Origin of the sequence: Streptomyces sp. NPDC004435 (assembly GCF_042873895.1) — a bacterium.
In the GTDB taxonomy this organism is placed as follows: Bacteria; Actinomycetota; Actinomycetes; order Streptomycetales; family Streptomycetaceae; genus Streptomyces.
The window spans coordinates 13,241-28,724 of sequence record NZ_JBIAMB010000021.1; the positions used below are offsets into that span (position 1 = coordinate 13,241).

Sequence of the window (15,484 nt, forward strand, 5' to 3'; positions counted from 1 at the left end):
CTCCTGGTTCCGGGATTTCAGGAGGCCGGTTCCGGGGTCGGTTCGTCCGTGGTCGGCGGGGGTGTTGTCGGCTCGGTCGTCGGGGGCGGGGTCGTGGGCTCCGTCGTCGGCGGCGGGGTGGTGGGCGGATCCGTCGTCGGAGGCGGGGTCGTCGGCTCCGTGGGCTCGGTGGGCTCCGGAGGCAGGGTCGGCGGGTCGACCGGTCCGCCGGTGGGCGGTGGCGAGGTCGGCGGGGTGGTGGGCTCGGTGGTGACCGGCGGGGGCGGGATCACCCGGTCGTCGATGGGGGCGACGGGCCCCTGGCCGTTGATCCGCAGCACCGCCCCCGTGGGGTCGACGCCGATCCGGGCGCTCCAGGGACCGCGCGGTTCACGGGCGCGGTCGACGCGGACGGCGACGGTCGCGGTCTCGCCCGGGCCCAGGGTGCCGGAGGCCCGGTTCACGTACAGCCAGGGCGCGTCCGTCCACAGCGACCAGTCGACCGGGGTGCCGCCCTCCCCGGTGAGGGTGATCAGGGTGACGTCGCCGAGGCAGCGCGCGGTGACGCCGATCCAGCCCGGCACCGGGTCCCCGGGCCGCGCGGGGGCGGTGGGGCCCGCGGGGCGGGCGGGGGTGACGACCTCGACGGAGACGTCGGGGGTGCGGCTCCCCTGGGTGGAGCGCGAGTCGGGGGTCGTACGGGCGTTGCCGGCGTTCTCGTACTGGTCGTACGCCCGGTCGTCGGCGTCCGCGTCCCCCCGCTCGCCCGCGCTGACCCGGGAGCCGTCCCGGCCGGCCTCCGCGGCGACGGGGACGCCCCGGTAGGAGGTCCACAGGGCGAGGACCGGTGCGGCGACGACGGCCGCGACCACGGTGGTGGTGACCGCGCGGGCCCGCATCCGGTCCCGGCGGGCGACGAGGTCCTTCGGGTCGATCGGGAAGCCGGTCGGGGCGAACCGCGGAGCGCCCGCACGCGCGCGTGGGACGTGCCGCATCGCCATGTACGCGGCGGCTCTGGGCGCCTCGACGAGCGGCAGCCGGTCCTGGACGGCGCGCGGCCCGCCGCCGGGCCAGGGGGCGGTCGCGCCGACCCGCTCGGCGGTGCGCCGGCAGACCGGGCAGTCGTCCACGTGCCGGACGAGTTCGGCACGCAGGGCGGCCGAGAGGATCAGCTGCCGGTCGCCGGTGAGGAGCTGGGCGACCGTGGGGCAGCTGCCGGTCGAGACGACGGAGAGCGCGGCCCTGGTGCGCTCCACCTCGCAGCCGGCGGTGGCGAGCAGCTCGCGGGCGGCCTGTGGGTCGAGGGCGAGGACGGCGGCGACCTGGCGCGGGCTCAGACCGTGCCGGACGGCCAGTTCGAGGGCCTCGCGCTGCTCGGGCGTGGTGCCGGCGGCCTCCGGCCAGGCGAGGGTGGCCAGCTCGGCCCGGCGGCGGTCGGCCGTCTCGGCGGAGACCGGCGGCGGCCCGGGCGGGGTGACGGCGGGGCGGCCGGTGTGCGCGCCCTGGCGCCGGCGGCGCTGCTCGCCCAGGCTGCGCAGGCAGGCCCAGCGGGCGAGCGCGTACAGCCAGGCCGTGCGGCCCTCCTCGTCGGACGGACAGCGGCCGTGATGGCGCTCGGCGGCGGCGAGGACGTCACCCAGGACGGCGGTCGCCGTGTCGTGGTCGCAGAGGACCGAGAGGCAGTACGTGAAGAGCCCGTCGAGGGCGGCCTCGTAGCGGGCGGGGGGACGCTGGCCGAGCGTGCGCGGTCCCTGCTGCGGGCCGCGGCGCGCCCGGTGGGCGCCCGGGGTGCGGGAGGAGTCCAGCCTGCTGCTCGTCACTGGGCGACCGTAGGCGCGCAAGGGGGCACTCTTCATACCGGATCCGCTCTTCTCAGCCTTACGGGTGAACCCATCACTCGAAAGGGGACACGAGCGGGGTGTTCCGCTGCCGAGGCGGCGGGCTGGGGGCGGACTGTCCACAGGTCGTGAAGGGTCCGTCCACAGGCCGGGGGCGGGCGGCGGTCCGCTGTCGGTGGCGACGGCTACGGTGTGGGGCATGGCTGCCCGTACGAAATCCGCCAAGGACCGTCCGTCCTACCGCTGCACCGAGTGCGGCTGGCAGACGGCCAAATGGCTCGGCCGCTGCCCCGAATGCCAGGCGTGGGGGACGGTCGAGGAGTACGGCACGCCCGCCGTCCGGACCACCGCCGCCGGCCGGGTCTCCACGGCCGCGCTCCCCATCGGCCAGGTCGACGGCCGGCAGGCGACCGCCCGCTCGACCGGTGTCGACGAGCTGGACCGGGTCCTCGGCGGTGGCCTGGTGCCCGGCGCGGTCGTGCTGCTCGCGGGCGAGCCCGGCGTCGGCAAGTCGACCCTGCTGCTCGACGTGGCGGCGAAGGCGGCGAGCGACGCGCACCGCACGCTGTACGTGACGGGCGAGGAGTCCGCCAGCCAGGTCCGGCTCCGCGCGGACCGGATCAACGCGCTCAGCGACCACCTCTATCTGGCCGCCGAGACCGACCTGTCGGCGGTCCTCGGCCACCTGGACGAGGTGAAGCCCTCCCTGCTGATCCTGGACTCGGTGCAGACGGTCGCCTCGCCGGAGATCGACGGCGCCCCCGGTGGCATGGCGCAGGTCCGCGAGGTCGCGGGCGCGCTGATCCGGGCCTCCAAGGACCGCGGGATGTCCACGCTGCTCGTCGGCCACGTCACGAAGGACGGGGCGATCGCCGGTCCCCGGCTCCTGGAGCACCTGGTGGACGTCGTGCTGCACTTCGAGGGCGATCGGCACGCGCGCCTGCGCCTGGTCCGGGGCGTGAAGAACCGGTACGGGGCGACGGACGAGGTGGGCTGCTTCGAGCTGCACGACGAGGGGATCACCGGGCTCGCCGACCCCTCGGGGCTGTTCCTGACCCGCCGGGACGTGGCCGTGCCGGGCACCTGCCTCACGGTCACCCTGGAGGGCCGCCGGCCGCTGGTCGCCGAGGTGCAGGCGCTGACCGTGGACTCCCAGATCCCGTCCCCGCGCCGGACCACCTCCGGCCTGGAGACCTCCCGGGTCTCGATGATGCTGGCCGTCCTGGAGCAGCGGGGCCGGATCAGCGCCCTGGGCAAGCGGGACATCTACAGCGCCACGGTGGGCGGCGTGAAGCTCTCCGAGCCGGCCGCCGACCTGGCCATCGCGCTGGCGCTGGCCTCCGCCGCGAGCGACACCCCGCTGCCGAAGAACCTCGTGGCGATCGGCGAGGTCGGCCTCGCCGGCGAGGTGCGGCGGGTCACCGGCGTACAGCGCCGCCTCGCCGAGGCGCACCGGTTGGGCTTCACCCACGCCCTGGTCCCCGGGGATCCGGGGAAGGTGCCGCCGGGCATGAAGGTGACAGAGGTCGCGGACATGGGGGACGCGCTGCGGGTGCTGCCGCAGAGCCGCCGCGCGGCCCGGAAGACGGAGGAGACGGCGGGCTGACGGCGGGCGGGCGGAGAGCCGTCTGCGGGGCGGCGGAGAGCCGGGCGACGGGGGCGGCGGAGAGCCGGCAGCCGGGGAAGCGGAGAGCCGGCCGGTGGGAGCGGTGGAGAGCCGACGGCGGGGACCGGACCTGCCGCACCCTGCCTGGCGGCTGGCCCGGCGGCCTGCCCGGCGGGCCGATCGACGGCCTGCTCGACGGCCTGCTCGACGGCCTCGACCTGCCCGGGTTCGGGCGACGCGGGCCGGCCCCGATCCCCTGTCGGGGTACTCCGGCGGGGCGCGGAGGGGTAGGCGCACGGCCGAACGGGTAGGGCGGATCGCGACCGGGCCGCCCCGGCGGGCGCCCGTCCGGAGCGCCCTGGACCGGCGTGCGGCCCAGGGCGGCGGGGTGGTGTCGCTAGACTTTGCCCTGGTCTCGCCCATCCGTACGAGCCGGAGGAGTGCAGTGGCAGCCAAGGACGGGGCAGCAGCTCCCGGAAAGTCCGGCGCGGGCTCCGGCAACGAAGCGCTCATGCGCGCGGCCCTGAGCGCCGTCGCGCCCGGCACCGCCCTGCGCGACGGCCTGGAGCGGATCCTCCGCGGGAACACCGGTGGCCTGATCGTCCTCGGCATGGACAAGACGGTCGACTCGATGTGCACCGGCGGCTTCGTGATCGACGTCGAGTTCGCCGCCACCCGCCTCCGCGAGCTGTGCAAGCTCGACGGGGCGATCGTCCTCGACAAGGACATCACCAAGATCCACCGGGCCGGTGTGCAGCTGGTCCCGGACGCCTCCATCCCGACCGAGGAGACCGGCACCCGCCACCGCACCGCCGACCGGGTCTCCAAGCAGTGCAACTTCCCCGTCGTCTCCGTGTCGCAGTCGATGCGGCTGATCGCGCTGTACGTGAACGGCGAGCGGCGGGTCCTGGAGGAGTCGGCGGCCATTCTGTCCCGGGCCAACCAGGCGCTCGCGACGCTGGAGCGGTACAAGCTCCGCCTCGACGAGGTGGCCGGCACCCTCTCCGCCCTGGAGATCGAGGACCTGGTGACCGTCCGGGACGTCACCGCCGTCGCCCAGCGCCTGGAGATGGTCCGCCGGATCGCCACCGAGATCGCGGAGTACGTGGTCGAGCTCGGCACCGACGGCCGCCTGCTCTCGCTCCAGCTCGACGAGCTGATCGCGGGCGTGGAGCCGGAGCGCGAACTGGTGATCCGGGACTACGTGCCGGAGCCCACGGCGAAGCGTTCCCGCACGGTCGCGGAGGCGCTGACCGAGCTGGACGCGCTCACCCACACCGAGCTCCTGGAACTGCCCGTCGTCGCGCGGGCCCTCGGCTACAGCGGCTCGCCCGAGACCCTCGACTCGGCGGTCTCGCCGCGCGGCTACCGGCTTCTCGCCAAGGTGCCGCGGCTGCCCGGCGCGATCATCGAGCGTCTGGTGGAGCACTTCGGCGGGCTGCAGAAGCTGCTCGCGGCGAGCGTGGACGACCTCCAGACCGTGGACGGCGTCGGCGAGGCGCGGGCGCGCAGCGTCCGCGAGGGGCTGTCGCGGCTGGCGGAGTCGTCGATCCTGGAGCGGTACGTCTGAGCCGGCGCGGCTGGCGGTGTGGCTGGGACGGTACGTCTGAGCTGTACGGCCGGGGCGGTACGGCTGAGCCGGGACAGACCGGGGGCCCGGCCTTCCGGGGCGAGCGCCCGGGAAAGCCCGGTCCCGGGATCCGTCAGTCCTTGGACCCGGTCCCGGGGTCCGTCAGTCCTTGGCGAGGGCGAACGGTGCCGCGACCGCCTTCTCGCCGGGCACGGTCGCCTCGACCAGGTAGTTGCCCGGACCGGCCTCGCCCGCGGGAGCCGTGGCGCACCGCGGGGCGCTGCGGCTCAGGTCCCACTCCACGGTGTGGGTGACCGTGGAGCGCGCGGGAACCTTCAGCAGCACCGGGTCCCCGGGGCTCGGGCAGTCGTCGGAGGCCCACAGCCGGTCGTTCTGCGCGTCGCTGATCTTCAGCACGGCGGTACGGGGGCCGAGGTCGGCCTTGCAGTCGGAGCCCGAGGTGTTCTCGACGACCAGGTGGAAGCGGGGCTTCTCTCCGGGCTCGTAGGTGAGCTTGGCGCTGCGCAGCGTCAACTCCAGAGTCCCCGCCGGGCAGTTCGGAAGCTGGGAGCCGGCCGGGAGCTGCTGGCCCGCGCCGGTGCCGGCCCCGCCGTCGCCGCCCGCGCCGTCGGTGTCGCCGTTCTTGCCCGGCGTATCGGAACCGGCCGAAGCGGAACCGTCTCCGGAGCCCGCGCCCGCGTCCGTACCGGAACCGGTGTCGGATCCCCCGCCCGAGCCGGAACCTGAGCCGGAGCCCGAGCCGGAACCGCCGCCCGAGCCGGACTCGCCCGCGTCGCCGGAGTCTCCCGACTCGTCGCGCCCGCCCGGCTGTTGGCTGATGGCCGGTCCCGTCCCGGCGGGTCCCGGGGTGATGGAGGGCGCGGGGGCCGAACCGTTGGCGGCGTCGTTCGCCTTCTTCCCGCCTCCGTCACCGGAGGTGACGGCCCATACGGTCAGCAGGGCGAGAAGTGCGATGAGACACAGTGCGGCCGCCCTCCGTCGCCAGTAGATGGTGGAGGGAAGCGGCCCGACCGGATTGCGCAAAGATCCCACGCCCCGAACCTTACGAGAGATCCGGCCCAACTCCCGCCCCACCCGCCGCTCCAGAGCCCAAGTTTTGCCGATGATCACATCCTCCGGCCACGGGAACTCTCGCCGGGATGGCGGGAAAACACCCCTCCCTCTCCCCATCCCCCACTTTCGTCAGGGGTCGGATCCTTCCTTGGCCCGGGGCGCGACACCCGAAATTCCGGTTAGCGTCATGCACCATGGACAACCTCCTCGACCTCTCCGATCGTCTCTACCTCGACGTCCTCGACTTCGCGCACTCCACACCGCACTGGTTCCAGTGGCTCGCCGAGGTCTGGACCGAGCTCGGACTGCTGCTCTTCGGCGCGCTGTTCCTGGCCGGGTGGTGGCGCTCGCGGACCGGATCGAGCCAGGCGATGACGCTCGCGCTCCTCGCCCCGCTCGCCACCGCCTTCGGGTACGTGGTGAGCGAGGGCCTGAAGTCGCTGATCGACGAGGAACGCCCGTGCCGGGCCGTCGCCGGGGCACCCGCCGCGCTCATCGACTGCCCCGCCTACGGCGACTGGTCCTTCCCCAGCAACCACTCCGCCATCGCCGGTGCCGCCGCCATCGCCCTCGCCCTCTCCTGGCGCGGGATGATCTGGCTGACCGCGCCCATGGCGATCCTCATGGCCTTCTCCCGCGTCTTCGTCGGTGTCCACTACCCGCACGACGTCACCGCGGGCCTGCTCCTGGGCGGCCTCGTCGCCTTCCTCTTCATGTACGCCGCCCGCCGGCCGATGACGGCACTGGTCGAAACGGCCCGCTCCAGCCGGAGCGCGGCGGTCGTGTGGTGCGCGGGGCGGGGGCCCGCGACCCCCGCGCACGCCTCCGCGCGCCCCGAGCGCCGTTCGCGGGCGCGCCACGGCGCGCGCTGATCGCTCCCCGGACGTGCCAGGATCGGGGGTGCCATGACTTCCATCGATGCCCCCGCCTCCCTGTCCGCCGCCTCCCGGCCCGACCGCGCCGGAACGGCGTCCGTCCCCACCGGTGCGGCGTCCGTCCCCACCGGTGCGGCTCCGACCGCCGTCGCTCCGGCGGAGCTGCACGGGCCGGTCCTCGCCTGGTTCGACCGGCACGCCCGCGACCTGCCCTGGCGCCGCCCCGAAGCCGGTGCCTGGGGCGTCATGGTCAGCGAGTTCATGCTCCAGCAGACCCCCGTCGTCCGGGTGCTCCCCGTGTACGAGCAGTGGCTGGCGCGCTGGCCGCGCCCGGCCGACCTGGCCGCCGAGCCGCCCGGTGAGGCCGTCCGCGCCTGGGGCCGGCTCGGCTACCCGCGCCGGGCCCTGCGCCTGCACGCGGCGGCCGTGGCGATAAGGGACCGACACCGGGGCGACGTACCGAACGACCACGGACAGCTCCTCGCCCTCCCCGGCATCGGCGAGTACACCGCGGCCGCCGTCGCCTCCTTCGCCTACGGGCAGCGGCACGCCGTCCTCGACACCAACGTGCGCCGGGTCTTCGCCCGCGCCGCCGGCGGCGTCCAGTACCCGCCGAACGCCACCACCGCCGCCGAGCGGCGCCTCGCCCGTGCCCTGCTCCCCGAGGACGAGGACACCGCGGCCCGCTGGGCCGCCGCCTCCATGGAGCTCGGCGCCCTGGTCTGCACCGCGAAGAACGAGGACTGCGGGCGCTGCCCCATCTCCGACCGCTGCGCCTGGCTGAACTCCGGCAAGCCCGCTCACGACGGCCCGCCTCGCCGCGGCCAGACCTACGCCGGCACCGACCGTCAGGTCCGCGGCCGGCTCCTCGCCGTCCTCCGCGACTCCCCCGGCCCCGTCCCCCAGTCCGCCCTCGACGCCGTCTGGGACGAGCCGATCCAGCGCGGCCGAGCCCTGGACGGGTTGGTCTCGGACGGGCTGGTGGAGCCGCTGGACGGCGGTCGGTACAGGCTGCCGCTGACCTGAGGCCGACGGGATCTTGGATCCGATATCCGGGATCTTGGACATCGGATCCAAGATCCCGGACGGTGGATCCGAGATGTTGGATCCGGGATGTTGGATCCGACCGCCTGGATCCGACCGCCTGGATCCAAGATCCTGGATGGTGGATCCAGGATCCGGCTGTTACACAACCGATGGGTAGCCGTGCGTCCACCGACGGCTGCCCCGCACACCCCCGTGACAACCGCTCCGTAGCGTCGTCATCGACACGGAGAACAAGCAGGTCACGGGGATGTGGAGGCGGCTGGGATGAGCCAGGGCGAGGTGCTCGACTTCGAGGAGTACGTCCGCACACGGCAGGACGCGCTGCTGCGCAGCGCCCGCCGTCTCGTCCCGGACCCGGTCGACGCGCAGGACCTGCTGCAGACCGCTCTGGTCCGTACGTACGGCCGCTGGGACGGGATCGCGGACAAGTCGCTGGCGGACGCGTATCTGCGGCGGGTCATGATCAACACGCGGACGGAGTGGTGGCGGGCACGCCGTCTTGAGGAGGTGCCCACCGAGCAGCTTCCGGACGCGAGCGTGGAGGACCCGACCGAGCAGCACGCCGACCGGGCCCTGCTCATGGACATCCTGAGGGTGCTGGCGCCCAAGCAGCGCAGTGTCGTCGTGCTGCGGCACTGGGAGCAGATGAGCACGGAGGAGACGGCGGCGGCGCTGGGTATGTCGACCGGTACCGTGAAGTCGACGCTCCACCGCGCGCTCGCCCGGCTCCGCCAGGAGCTGGAGAGCCGCGATCTGAACGCCCTCGCCCTGGGGCGGCCCGTGGAGCGGACCGGAGGACAGCGGTCGGCTGCGGCGGCCGTGCGAGGTGACGAGGGAGGGCACCAGCGGTGCGCGGCCTAGACGACGGCGAAGTCGACGACGGAAGAACCGACGGCCGAGCCGGGACCGGGTTCACGTCCGGGTTCACGTCTGGCTCCGCCGGAGCCAGGAACGGAGCCAGGAACGGATCCGGAAACGCAGCCGGGAACGGATCCAGGAGCGGGGGCGAAGGTTCGGATGCGCGGGGCGGGATGCCCCGGGCGGTAGGTACCAAGGCGGCGGGTGTCACGGCGATGGCCGGACTCGCCGCCCTCGGCCTGTTCGTGGCCGCGTGCTCCACGGGCGGGACGGGTTCGCGCGACGAGGGCGCGGCCCGCGCCGACGCGACGGCCGCCGCGGCCCCCACGCCGCCCTCCACGGCCTCGGGCTCCGGCTCGGCGGAGGCGGCCGAGCGAGTGGATCCGATCGCGCTGCTCAAGGGCGATCCGAAGATCGGCGCCAGGGTGAAGGCCGACCTGAAGCCGTGCGTGGCCGACGCGTACCCGGTGGACACCTCGTACGGAAACCTCACCAACGGCACCGCGCCCGACGTCGTCGTCAATGTGATGACCTGCGGGGACGCGGTCGGCATCGGTACGTACGTCTACCGCAAGCAGCCCGGGGGGAACGCCACGGCGGGCACGGCCACCGCGGACGGGTACGAGAACGTCTTCACGGCCGAGGACGCGGCGGTCTACGGCACCATCGACCGCGGCGATCTGATCGTGACGAAGCAGGTGTACGCGGAGGACGACCCGGTCGCGTACCCGTCGGGCGAGGACGTGATCACGTACCGCTGGTCGGGGAACCGGTTCACCCAGCACGACTGGGTGCACAACGACTACAGCCGGGCCGTCGGCGAGGGTGACGGCGCCATCGAGCCGTCGCAGCCCGTGCCGGAGCCGTCCGCCGCCGGCTGAACGCCCCGGCGCGGTCCGCAACCCCGCCGCGCCGGCCGCCCGCCCGCCGCACCACGTCCCCCGCTCCGTCCGTCCCGTCCGTCCCGCCCCGACACGCACACCGATCGAAGGACCCCCGCACGATGGCCGAGACCCATGTCCTGTTCGTCGAGGACGACGACGTCATCCGTGAGGCCACCCAGCTCGCCCTGGAGCGGGACGGCTTCCGCGTCACCGCGATGCCCGACGGCCTCTCCGGCCTCGACGCCTTCCGCGCGCACCGCCCGGACATCGCGCTGCTCGACGTGATGCTGCCCGGCATGGACGGGGTCAGCCTCTGCCGCCGCATCCGTGACGAGTCGACCGTTCCGGTGATCATGCTGTCGGCGCGGGCCGACTCGATCGACGTCGTCCTCGGCCTGGAGGCCGGAGCGGACGACTACGTGACCAAGCCCTTCGACGGCGCCGTGCTCATGGCCCGGATCCGGGCGGTGCTGCGCCGTTTCGGCCACGCGGCCGGGAACGGGGCGGGCGGCGACGCGGAGCAGGGGGCCGTGGACGGGCCGCTCGTCTTCGGCGACGGGGACCTGGAGGTCGACACCGAGGGCATGGAGGTGCGCCGGAGCGGCGAGCCGGTGGCACTGACGCCGACCGAGATGCGGCTGCTGCTGGAGTTCTCGTCCGCGCCCAACACGGTGCTCTCCCGCGACAAGCTCCTGGAGCGGGTCTGGGACTACGGCTGGGGCGGCGACACCCGCGTCGTCGACGTGCACGTGCAGCGGCTGCGGGCCAAGATCGGCCAGGACCGGATCGAGACGGTCCGCGGCTTCGGCTACAAGCTCAGGGGCTGATCGGTGAGAGCGCTCCCGCTCCGCACCGGCGTCCGCTGGAAGATCGCCCTGGCCATCGCGGCGGTCGGCGCGCTCATCGCGGTCACGCTCAGTGTGGTCGTGCACAACGCCGCGCGCATCTCGATGCTCGACAACGCGCGCGAGGTCCAGATGGAGCGGCTGCTCTTCGCCCAGCGCCTGTACGAGACCTCCAAGCCGAAGGAACCGCGCTTCGGCGCCAAGCTCAACGACCCGGCGCTGCCGGACCAGCTCGACCAGCTGATGCGCGACCAGCGGCGGGGCACGTACGTGCAGGAGCACCGGCACGGCGGGCCGCCGGACGTGTGGGCGGCGGTGCCGCTGGCCAACGGCGACGTGCTCTCGCTGCACATCCCCTTCGCCGACCGCAGCGCCACGATCATGAAGGACCTCGACCGGGCCCTGGTCATCGGCTCGGTCTCCGTGGTGTTCGGCGGCTGCGCGCTCGGCATCCTCGTCGGCGGACAGCTCTCCCGGAGGCTGAGGAAGGCCGCGGCGGCGGCCGGACGGGTCGCCCAGGGCAACGGCGACGTGCGGGTCAGGGACGCCGTCGGCGGGGTCGTACGGGACGAGACCGACGACCTGGCGCGGGCGATCGACGCGCTGACCGACGCCCTCCACGAGCGGATCGAGGCCGAGCGGCGGGTCACCGCGGACATCGCGCACGAGCTGCGCACCCCGGTGACCGGGCTGCTCACGGCGGCCGAGCTGCTGCCGCCCGGGCGCCCCACCGAGCTGGTGCGGGACCGGGCGCAGGCGATGCGGACGCTGGTCGAGGACGTCCTGGAGGTGGCCCGGCTCGACGGGGCCTCGGAGCGGGCGGAGCTCCAGGAGATCGCGCTCGGCGAGTTCGTGGAGCGCCGGGTGCGGGCGATGTTCCCGGACGCGGAGATCCGGGTGGTGCACGAGTCCTGGGTGTCGACCGATCCGCGCCGGCTGGAGCGGATCCTCGGCAATCTGCTGGCCAACGCGGCCAAGCACGGCAAGGGCCCGGTGGAGGTCACCGTCGAGGGCCGGGTGGTACGGGTGCGGGACCACGGCCCCGGCTTCCCGGAGGCACTGCTCCACGAGGGCCCGAGCCGCTTCCGTACCGGCACGAGCGACCGCGCGGGTCAGGGCCACGGCCTGGGCCTGACGATCGCGGCCGGTCAGGCACGGGTCCTCGGCGCCCGCCTGACCTTCCGGAACGTGGCCTCCGAGGGTGCGCCCGAGGGCGTCGGGGGTGCGGTCGCGGTGCTGTGGCTGCCGGACCACGCGCCGACGAACACGGGGAGCTTCCCGATCCTGCGTCTGCCGGAGTAGGCCCGGAGGCACGTACGCGCGTGGGGCCCGGTTTCCTGGAAACCGGGCCCCACGCGCGTGTGCCGGTGGTCTCAGACCGTCTCGGCGACCTTCGCCGGGCCGTCGCCCGCGGCAGGCTTCCCGTCCCGGCCGCCCAGGGCGTCCCGGCCGCTGCCATGTTCGTCCTGACCGTCCTGGCCATCCTGGCCGTCCTGCTTCCCGGCCGGCTCGGGGCCGGCGCCACGGAGCGCCACCTCCTTGACGAAGAAGGCGAGGACGAAGCCGAGGACCGCGACCGCCGAGCCGACGAGGAAGGCGGAGTGGGTGCCGACGGCGACCGCCTGCTGGTACGCCTCGCGCAGCGCCTCCGGCAGCTTGGCCAGGCTCGCGGCGTCGAGCTGGGCGGTCCGCTCGGTCAGGGCGGAGCCGCCGTTGGCGGCCATCTCGTCCTGGACGCGGCTGGTGAAGAGGGCGCCCATGATGGCGACGCCGAAGGAGGAGCCGAGCGTGCGGAAGAGGGTGGTGGAACTGGAGGCCACTCCCATGTCCTTCATCTCGACGCTGTTCTGCGCGACGAGCATGGTGATCTGCATGAGGAAGCCCATGCCGGCGCCGAGCAGGGCCATGTAGACCCCGGAGACCAGACGGGTCGTGCCGGTATCCATCGTGGAGAGCAGGAACAGGCCGGCGATCATCAGGGCGCCGCCCGCGATGGGGAAGACCTTGTACTTGCCGGTGCTGGTGGTGAAGCGGCCGACGACGAGCGAGACGACCATCATCGACAGCAGCATCGGCAGGAGCAGCAGGCCGGAGTTGGTGGCCGAGGCGCCCTGCACGGACTGCTGGAAGATCGGCAGGTAGAGGACCGCGCCGAACATGACGAATCCGGTGATGAAGCCGATCAGCGACATGAGCGTGAAGTTGCGGCTGCGGAAGATGTGCAGCGGCATGATCGGGTCGCTCGCGCGGGTCTCCACGTACAGGAAGGCGGCGAGGGCGGCGGCTCCGCCGACCGCGAGGCCGACGATGGTGGCCGAGCCCCAGGCGTACTCGGTCCCGCCCCAGGTGGTGACGAGGACGATCGCGGTGATGCCGACGGTCAGCAGCGCGGCGCCGAGGAAGTCGATCCGGGTGCCGGCCGCCCGCCGCTTCTTCGGCAGGTGGAGGACGGCGGTGACCATGGCGAGGGCGACGGCGCCCAGCGGCAGGTTGATGTAGAAGGACCAGCGCCAGCCCCAGTGGTCGGTGATGGTGCCGCCGACCAGCGGGCCGCCGATCATGGCGAGGGCCATCACGCCGGCCATCATGCCCTGGTACCTGCCCCGCTCCCGGGGCGGGATCAGGTCGCCGATGATCGCCATCACACCGACCATGAGGCCGCCGGCGCCGAGGCCCTGGACGGTGCGGAAGCCGATGAGCTGGCCCATGTCCTGGGCCATGCCGCTGAGCGCGGAGCCGATCAGGAAGATGACGATCGAGGTGAGGAAGACGCCCTTGCGGCCGTACATGTCGCCGAGCTTGCCCCAGATGGGGGTGGAGGCGGCGGTGGCGAGGGTATAGGCGGTGACGACCCAGGAGAGGTGCTCCAGCCCGCCGAGCTCGCCGACGATCGTCGGCATCGCGGTGCCGATGATCATGTTGTCCAGCATCGCGAGGAGCATCGCGATCATGAGGGCGAGGAGGACGACGCGCACGCTGCGCGGAGACTCCTGTCCCTCCTCCGCCTGCTTCGATGGTGCCGCGGTGTCCGTCATGACCGTACCTTACTTGCCGCCCGGCTAGTTACTACACTGGGGACGGTAGGCCCGTCACTTGCCGGTCGTCAAGTAAGTTTTGTGGAAAGTGGGAGTGAACAGCCGTGGCCCGAGGCAACACCCGCCAGCGCATCCAGGATGTGGCTCTCGATCTCTTCGCCGAGCAGGGGTACGAGAAGACCTCGCTCCGGGAGATCGCGGAACGCCTCGACGTCACCAAGGCGGCGCTCTACTACCACTTCAAGACCAAGGAGGACATCCTCGTCGGGATCTTCGAGGACCTCACGCGGCCGATGGACGAGCTGATCGAGTGGGCCCAGGCCCAGCCCCGGACCCTGGAGACCCGGCAGGAGGTGCTGCGCCGCTACCAGGTGGCGCTGCGCGCCGCCGCGCCGCTCTTCCGCTTCATGCAGGAGAACCAGGCGACGGTCCGCGAGCTGAGCGTCGGCCTCACCTTCAAGGAGCGCATGATCACGCTCACCGGCCTGATCCAGGAGCCGGATTTCGCGACGGTGGACCAGGTCCGCTGCGTGAGCGCGATCTTCACCCTGCACGCGGGCACGTTCTTCATGCAGAACGTCGAGGGCGACCCCGAGGAGAAGCACGAAGCCGTCCTCGAGGTCGCCCTCGATCTGCTGAACCGGGCCCACGGGGCCGGCTAGCGGGTGGATCAGATGGACACGCCGTGGGTCCGCAGGAACGCGGCCGGGTTGACGGCGGAGCCGTAGTTCGGGGTCGTACGGATCTCGAAGTGCAGGTGCGGGCCGGAGGAGTTTCCGGTGTTGCCCGACAGCGCGATCTTCTGGCCGGCGCCGACCTTCTGGCCGACGTGGACCTGGATCTTCGACAGGTGGGCGTACTGGGAGTACGTGCCGTTGGCGTGCTTCACGACGATGGCGTTGCCGTACGCGGGGCCGTCGCCGCCGCCGTTCGGGCCGGCCTTCACGACGGTGCCGGCGCCGGCGGCCTTGACCGGGGTGCCGACCGGGACGGCGAAGTCCTGACCGGAGTGCTTGTGGGCCCACATGGCCCCGCCCTGGTTGTAGCTGGCGGAGAGGGTGTACGAGGTGACCGGCTTGACCCACGCCTTGGCCTTCTTCGCGGCGACCGGCTTGGCGGCGGCCTTCTTGGCCGCGGCCTTCACCTGCGCGGCCTTCACGGCCTTCGCCTGGGCGGCCTTGGCCTGAGCGGCCTTCACCTGGGCGGCGACCTTGGCCTGGGTCTCGGCCTGCGCCTCGACGGCGGCGGCCGCGGTACCGGCGAGCGGGGCGGCCTTGCTCTCGGCGGCGAAGGCGGACCCGGCGCCGGCCACCAGCGACGCTCCCAGACCGGCGGTGGCAAGGGCGACGGCGGTGACTCGGACGGTGGGGTTCATGACGCGCTTCGACATACGGGGGAAGACCTCCGGGCAGTACGGGACCCGACGCGATCGGTGCGTTGCGCCGGGCTGGCCGTTCCTTGGTAACCCGCCACCCAGGTCATCCCAAAACACCCCATCTACGACACGAGGTCGTAGCGATCTCCGCAGGAATACGGCTCTTGACACCACCGGACGCCACCCCCGAAATCGGACATAACGGCCCAAGTTTCTGGGTTTAACCGCATGTCGACGGGGCCCGGAAGGGCCAGAAACGCCGCTTGGCGCCCTATTCGACCCGCTCGGGACCTTCGTCCTGGTGGTTGACCGCCGAACATCCCGCTTTGACCGATATAAGAACTACGACCCCGTCTAGTACCCCTTGATCCCCCTGTGCCGCTTGTCACCGCGCGGTCCCTGCCATTGGGACCTGGGTCACGCAACCCGAGCCCTCGCCGGGCCGTCCGAAGCAGGTGGGAGCGGCCCCAGGAGACCCCCTCGGAAGCCGGACGGAGC

Annotated in this window: 13 protein-coding genes; 9 read left to right on the top strand and 4 right to left on the bottom strand. The window is 73.1% G+C overall.

The features are described 5' to 3' along the window. Positions 1 to 17: 17 nt before the first annotated feature. Positions 18 to 1,799: a hypothetical protein gene (locus ACFYT9_RS30895; RefSeq protein WP_389169063.1), complete on the bottom strand. Its 1,782-nt coding sequence runs from the start codon at positions 1,797 to 1,799 to the stop codon at positions 18 to 20. A gap of 217 nt (positions 1,800 to 2,016) precedes the next feature. On the opposite strand from ACFYT9_RS30895, the gene radA reads away from it, so the two are divergent. Together radA and disA are read left to right on the top strand one after the other, a co-directional pair. Beyond that, positions 2,017 to 3,423, top strand: coding sequence for a DNA repair protein RadA (gene radA / locus ACFYT9_RS30900; protein ID WP_376598678.1), 1,407 nt, complete (start codon positions 2,017 to 2,019; stop codon positions 3,421 to 3,423). Positions 3,424 to 3,868: 445 nt separating this feature from the next. After that, a complete protein-coding gene (gene disA, locus ACFYT9_RS30905; RefSeq protein ID WP_376598680.1) occupies positions 3,869 to 4,993 on the top strand; it encodes a DNA integrity scanning diadenylate cyclase DisA in 1,125 nt (374 codons plus the stop codon). A 162-nt stretch (positions 4,994 to 5,155) separates the two neighbouring features. On the opposite strand, the gene ACFYT9_RS30910 is transcribed toward disA, so the two are convergent. Beyond that, positions 5,156 to 6,046 carry a hypothetical protein gene (locus ACFYT9_RS30910; protein WP_389169065.1) on the bottom strand — a complete coding sequence of 297 codons (891 nt, stop codon included), beginning with the start codon at positions 6,044 to 6,046 and terminating at the stop codon, positions 5,156 to 5,158. Positions 6,047 to 6,261: 215 nt separating this feature from the next. Here ACFYT9_RS30910 and ACFYT9_RS30915 point away from each other — a divergent pair, with 215 nt between their 5' ends. From ACFYT9_RS30915 to cseC, 6 genes are all read left to right on the top strand, one after another. Continuing rightward, on the top strand, positions 6,262 to 6,939 hold the full coding sequence (locus ACFYT9_RS30915; RefSeq protein WP_387279451.1) for a phosphatase PAP2 family protein: 678 nt from the start codon (positions 6,262 to 6,264) through the stop codon (positions 6,937 to 6,939). 33 nt (positions 6,940 to 6,972) lie between these two features. Then, positions 6,973 to 7,968, top strand: a complete 996-nt coding sequence (locus ACFYT9_RS30920; RefSeq protein WP_389169067.1) for an A/G-specific adenine glycosylase — start codon at positions 6,973 to 6,975, stop codon at positions 7,966 to 7,968. Between the two features lie 285 nt (positions 7,969 to 8,253). Next, complete coding sequence (locus ACFYT9_RS30925; RefSeq protein WP_376598686.1) at positions 8,254 to 8,850, top strand: SigE family RNA polymerase sigma factor; 597 nt, start codon at positions 8,254 to 8,256, stop codon at positions 8,848 to 8,850. A 212-nt stretch (positions 8,851 to 9,062) separates the two neighbouring features. Next, on the top strand, positions 9,063 to 9,728 hold the full coding sequence (locus tag ACFYT9_RS30930; RefSeq protein WP_389169069.1) for a hypothetical protein: 666 nt from the start codon (positions 9,063 to 9,065) through the stop codon (positions 9,726 to 9,728). A gap of 122 nt (positions 9,729 to 9,850) precedes the next feature. After that, positions 9,851 to 10,558, top strand: coding sequence for a two-component system response regulator CseB (cseB, locus tag ACFYT9_RS30935; RefSeq protein WP_376598689.1), 708 nt, complete (start codon positions 9,851 to 9,853; stop codon positions 10,556 to 10,558). Positions 10,559 to 10,561: 3 nt separating this feature from the next. After that, complete coding sequence (gene cseC, locus ACFYT9_RS30940) at positions 10,562 to 11,878, top strand: two-component system sensor histidine kinase CseC (RefSeq protein WP_376598691.1); 1,317 nt, start codon at positions 10,562 to 10,564, stop codon at positions 11,876 to 11,878. Between the two features lie 71 nt (positions 11,879 to 11,949). Here cseC and ACFYT9_RS30945 read toward each other — a convergent pair whose 3' ends face one another. Further along, the gene (locus ACFYT9_RS30945) at positions 11,950 to 13,611 is read right to left on the bottom strand and encodes an MDR family MFS transporter (protein WP_387279552.1); all 1,662 of its coding nucleotides are present in this window, start codon (positions 13,609 to 13,611) and stop codon (positions 11,950 to 11,952) included. 104 nt (positions 13,612 to 13,715) lie between these two features. Here ACFYT9_RS30945 and ACFYT9_RS30950 point away from each other — a divergent pair, with 104 nt between their 5' ends. Next, entirely contained in the window at positions 13,716 to 14,273 is a 558-nt protein-coding gene (locus ACFYT9_RS30950) for a TetR/AcrR family transcriptional regulator (protein WP_376605122.1), read from the top strand. 8 nt (positions 14,274 to 14,281) lie between these two features. On the opposite strand, the gene ACFYT9_RS30955 is transcribed toward ACFYT9_RS30950, so the two are convergent. Then, positions 14,282 to 15,001, bottom strand: coding sequence for a M23 family metallopeptidase (locus tag ACFYT9_RS30955; protein ID WP_389169072.1), 720 nt, complete (start codon positions 14,999 to 15,001; stop codon positions 14,282 to 14,284). Positions 15,002 to 15,484 lie beyond the last annotated feature (483 nt).

Bases quoted from the DNA above. Each gene is read 5' to 3' on its own strand.
- ACFYT9_RS30945 (WP_387279552.1), bottom strand. From the start codon at position 13,611: ATGACGGACACCGCGGCACCATCGAAGCAGGCGGAGGAGGGACAGGAG.
- ACFYT9_RS30920 (WP_389169067.1), top strand. From the start codon at position 6,973: ATGACTTCCATCGATGCCCCCGCCTCCCTGTCCGCCGCCTCCCGGCCC.
- ACFYT9_RS30930 (WP_389169069.1), top strand. From the start codon at position 9,063: ATGGCCGGACTCGCCGCCCTCGGCCTGTTCGTGGCCGCGTGCTCCACG.
- ACFYT9_RS30955 (WP_389169072.1), bottom strand. From the start codon at position 15,001: ATGTCGAAGCGCGTCATGAACCCCACCGTCCGAGTCACCGCCGTCGCC.
- ACFYT9_RS30915 (WP_387279451.1), top strand. From the start codon at position 6,262: ATGGACAACCTCCTCGACCTCTCCGATCGTCTCTACCTCGACGTCCTC.
- cseB (WP_376598689.1), top strand. From the start codon at position 9,851: ATGGCCGAGACCCATGTCCTGTTCGTCGAGGACGACGACGTCATCCGT.
- radA (WP_376598678.1), top strand. From the start codon at position 2,017: ATGGCTGCCCGTACGAAATCCGCCAAGGACCGTCCGTCCTACCGCTGC.
- ACFYT9_RS30925 (WP_376598686.1), top strand. From the start codon at position 8,254: ATGAGCCAGGGCGAGGTGCTCGACTTCGAGGAGTACGTCCGCACACGG.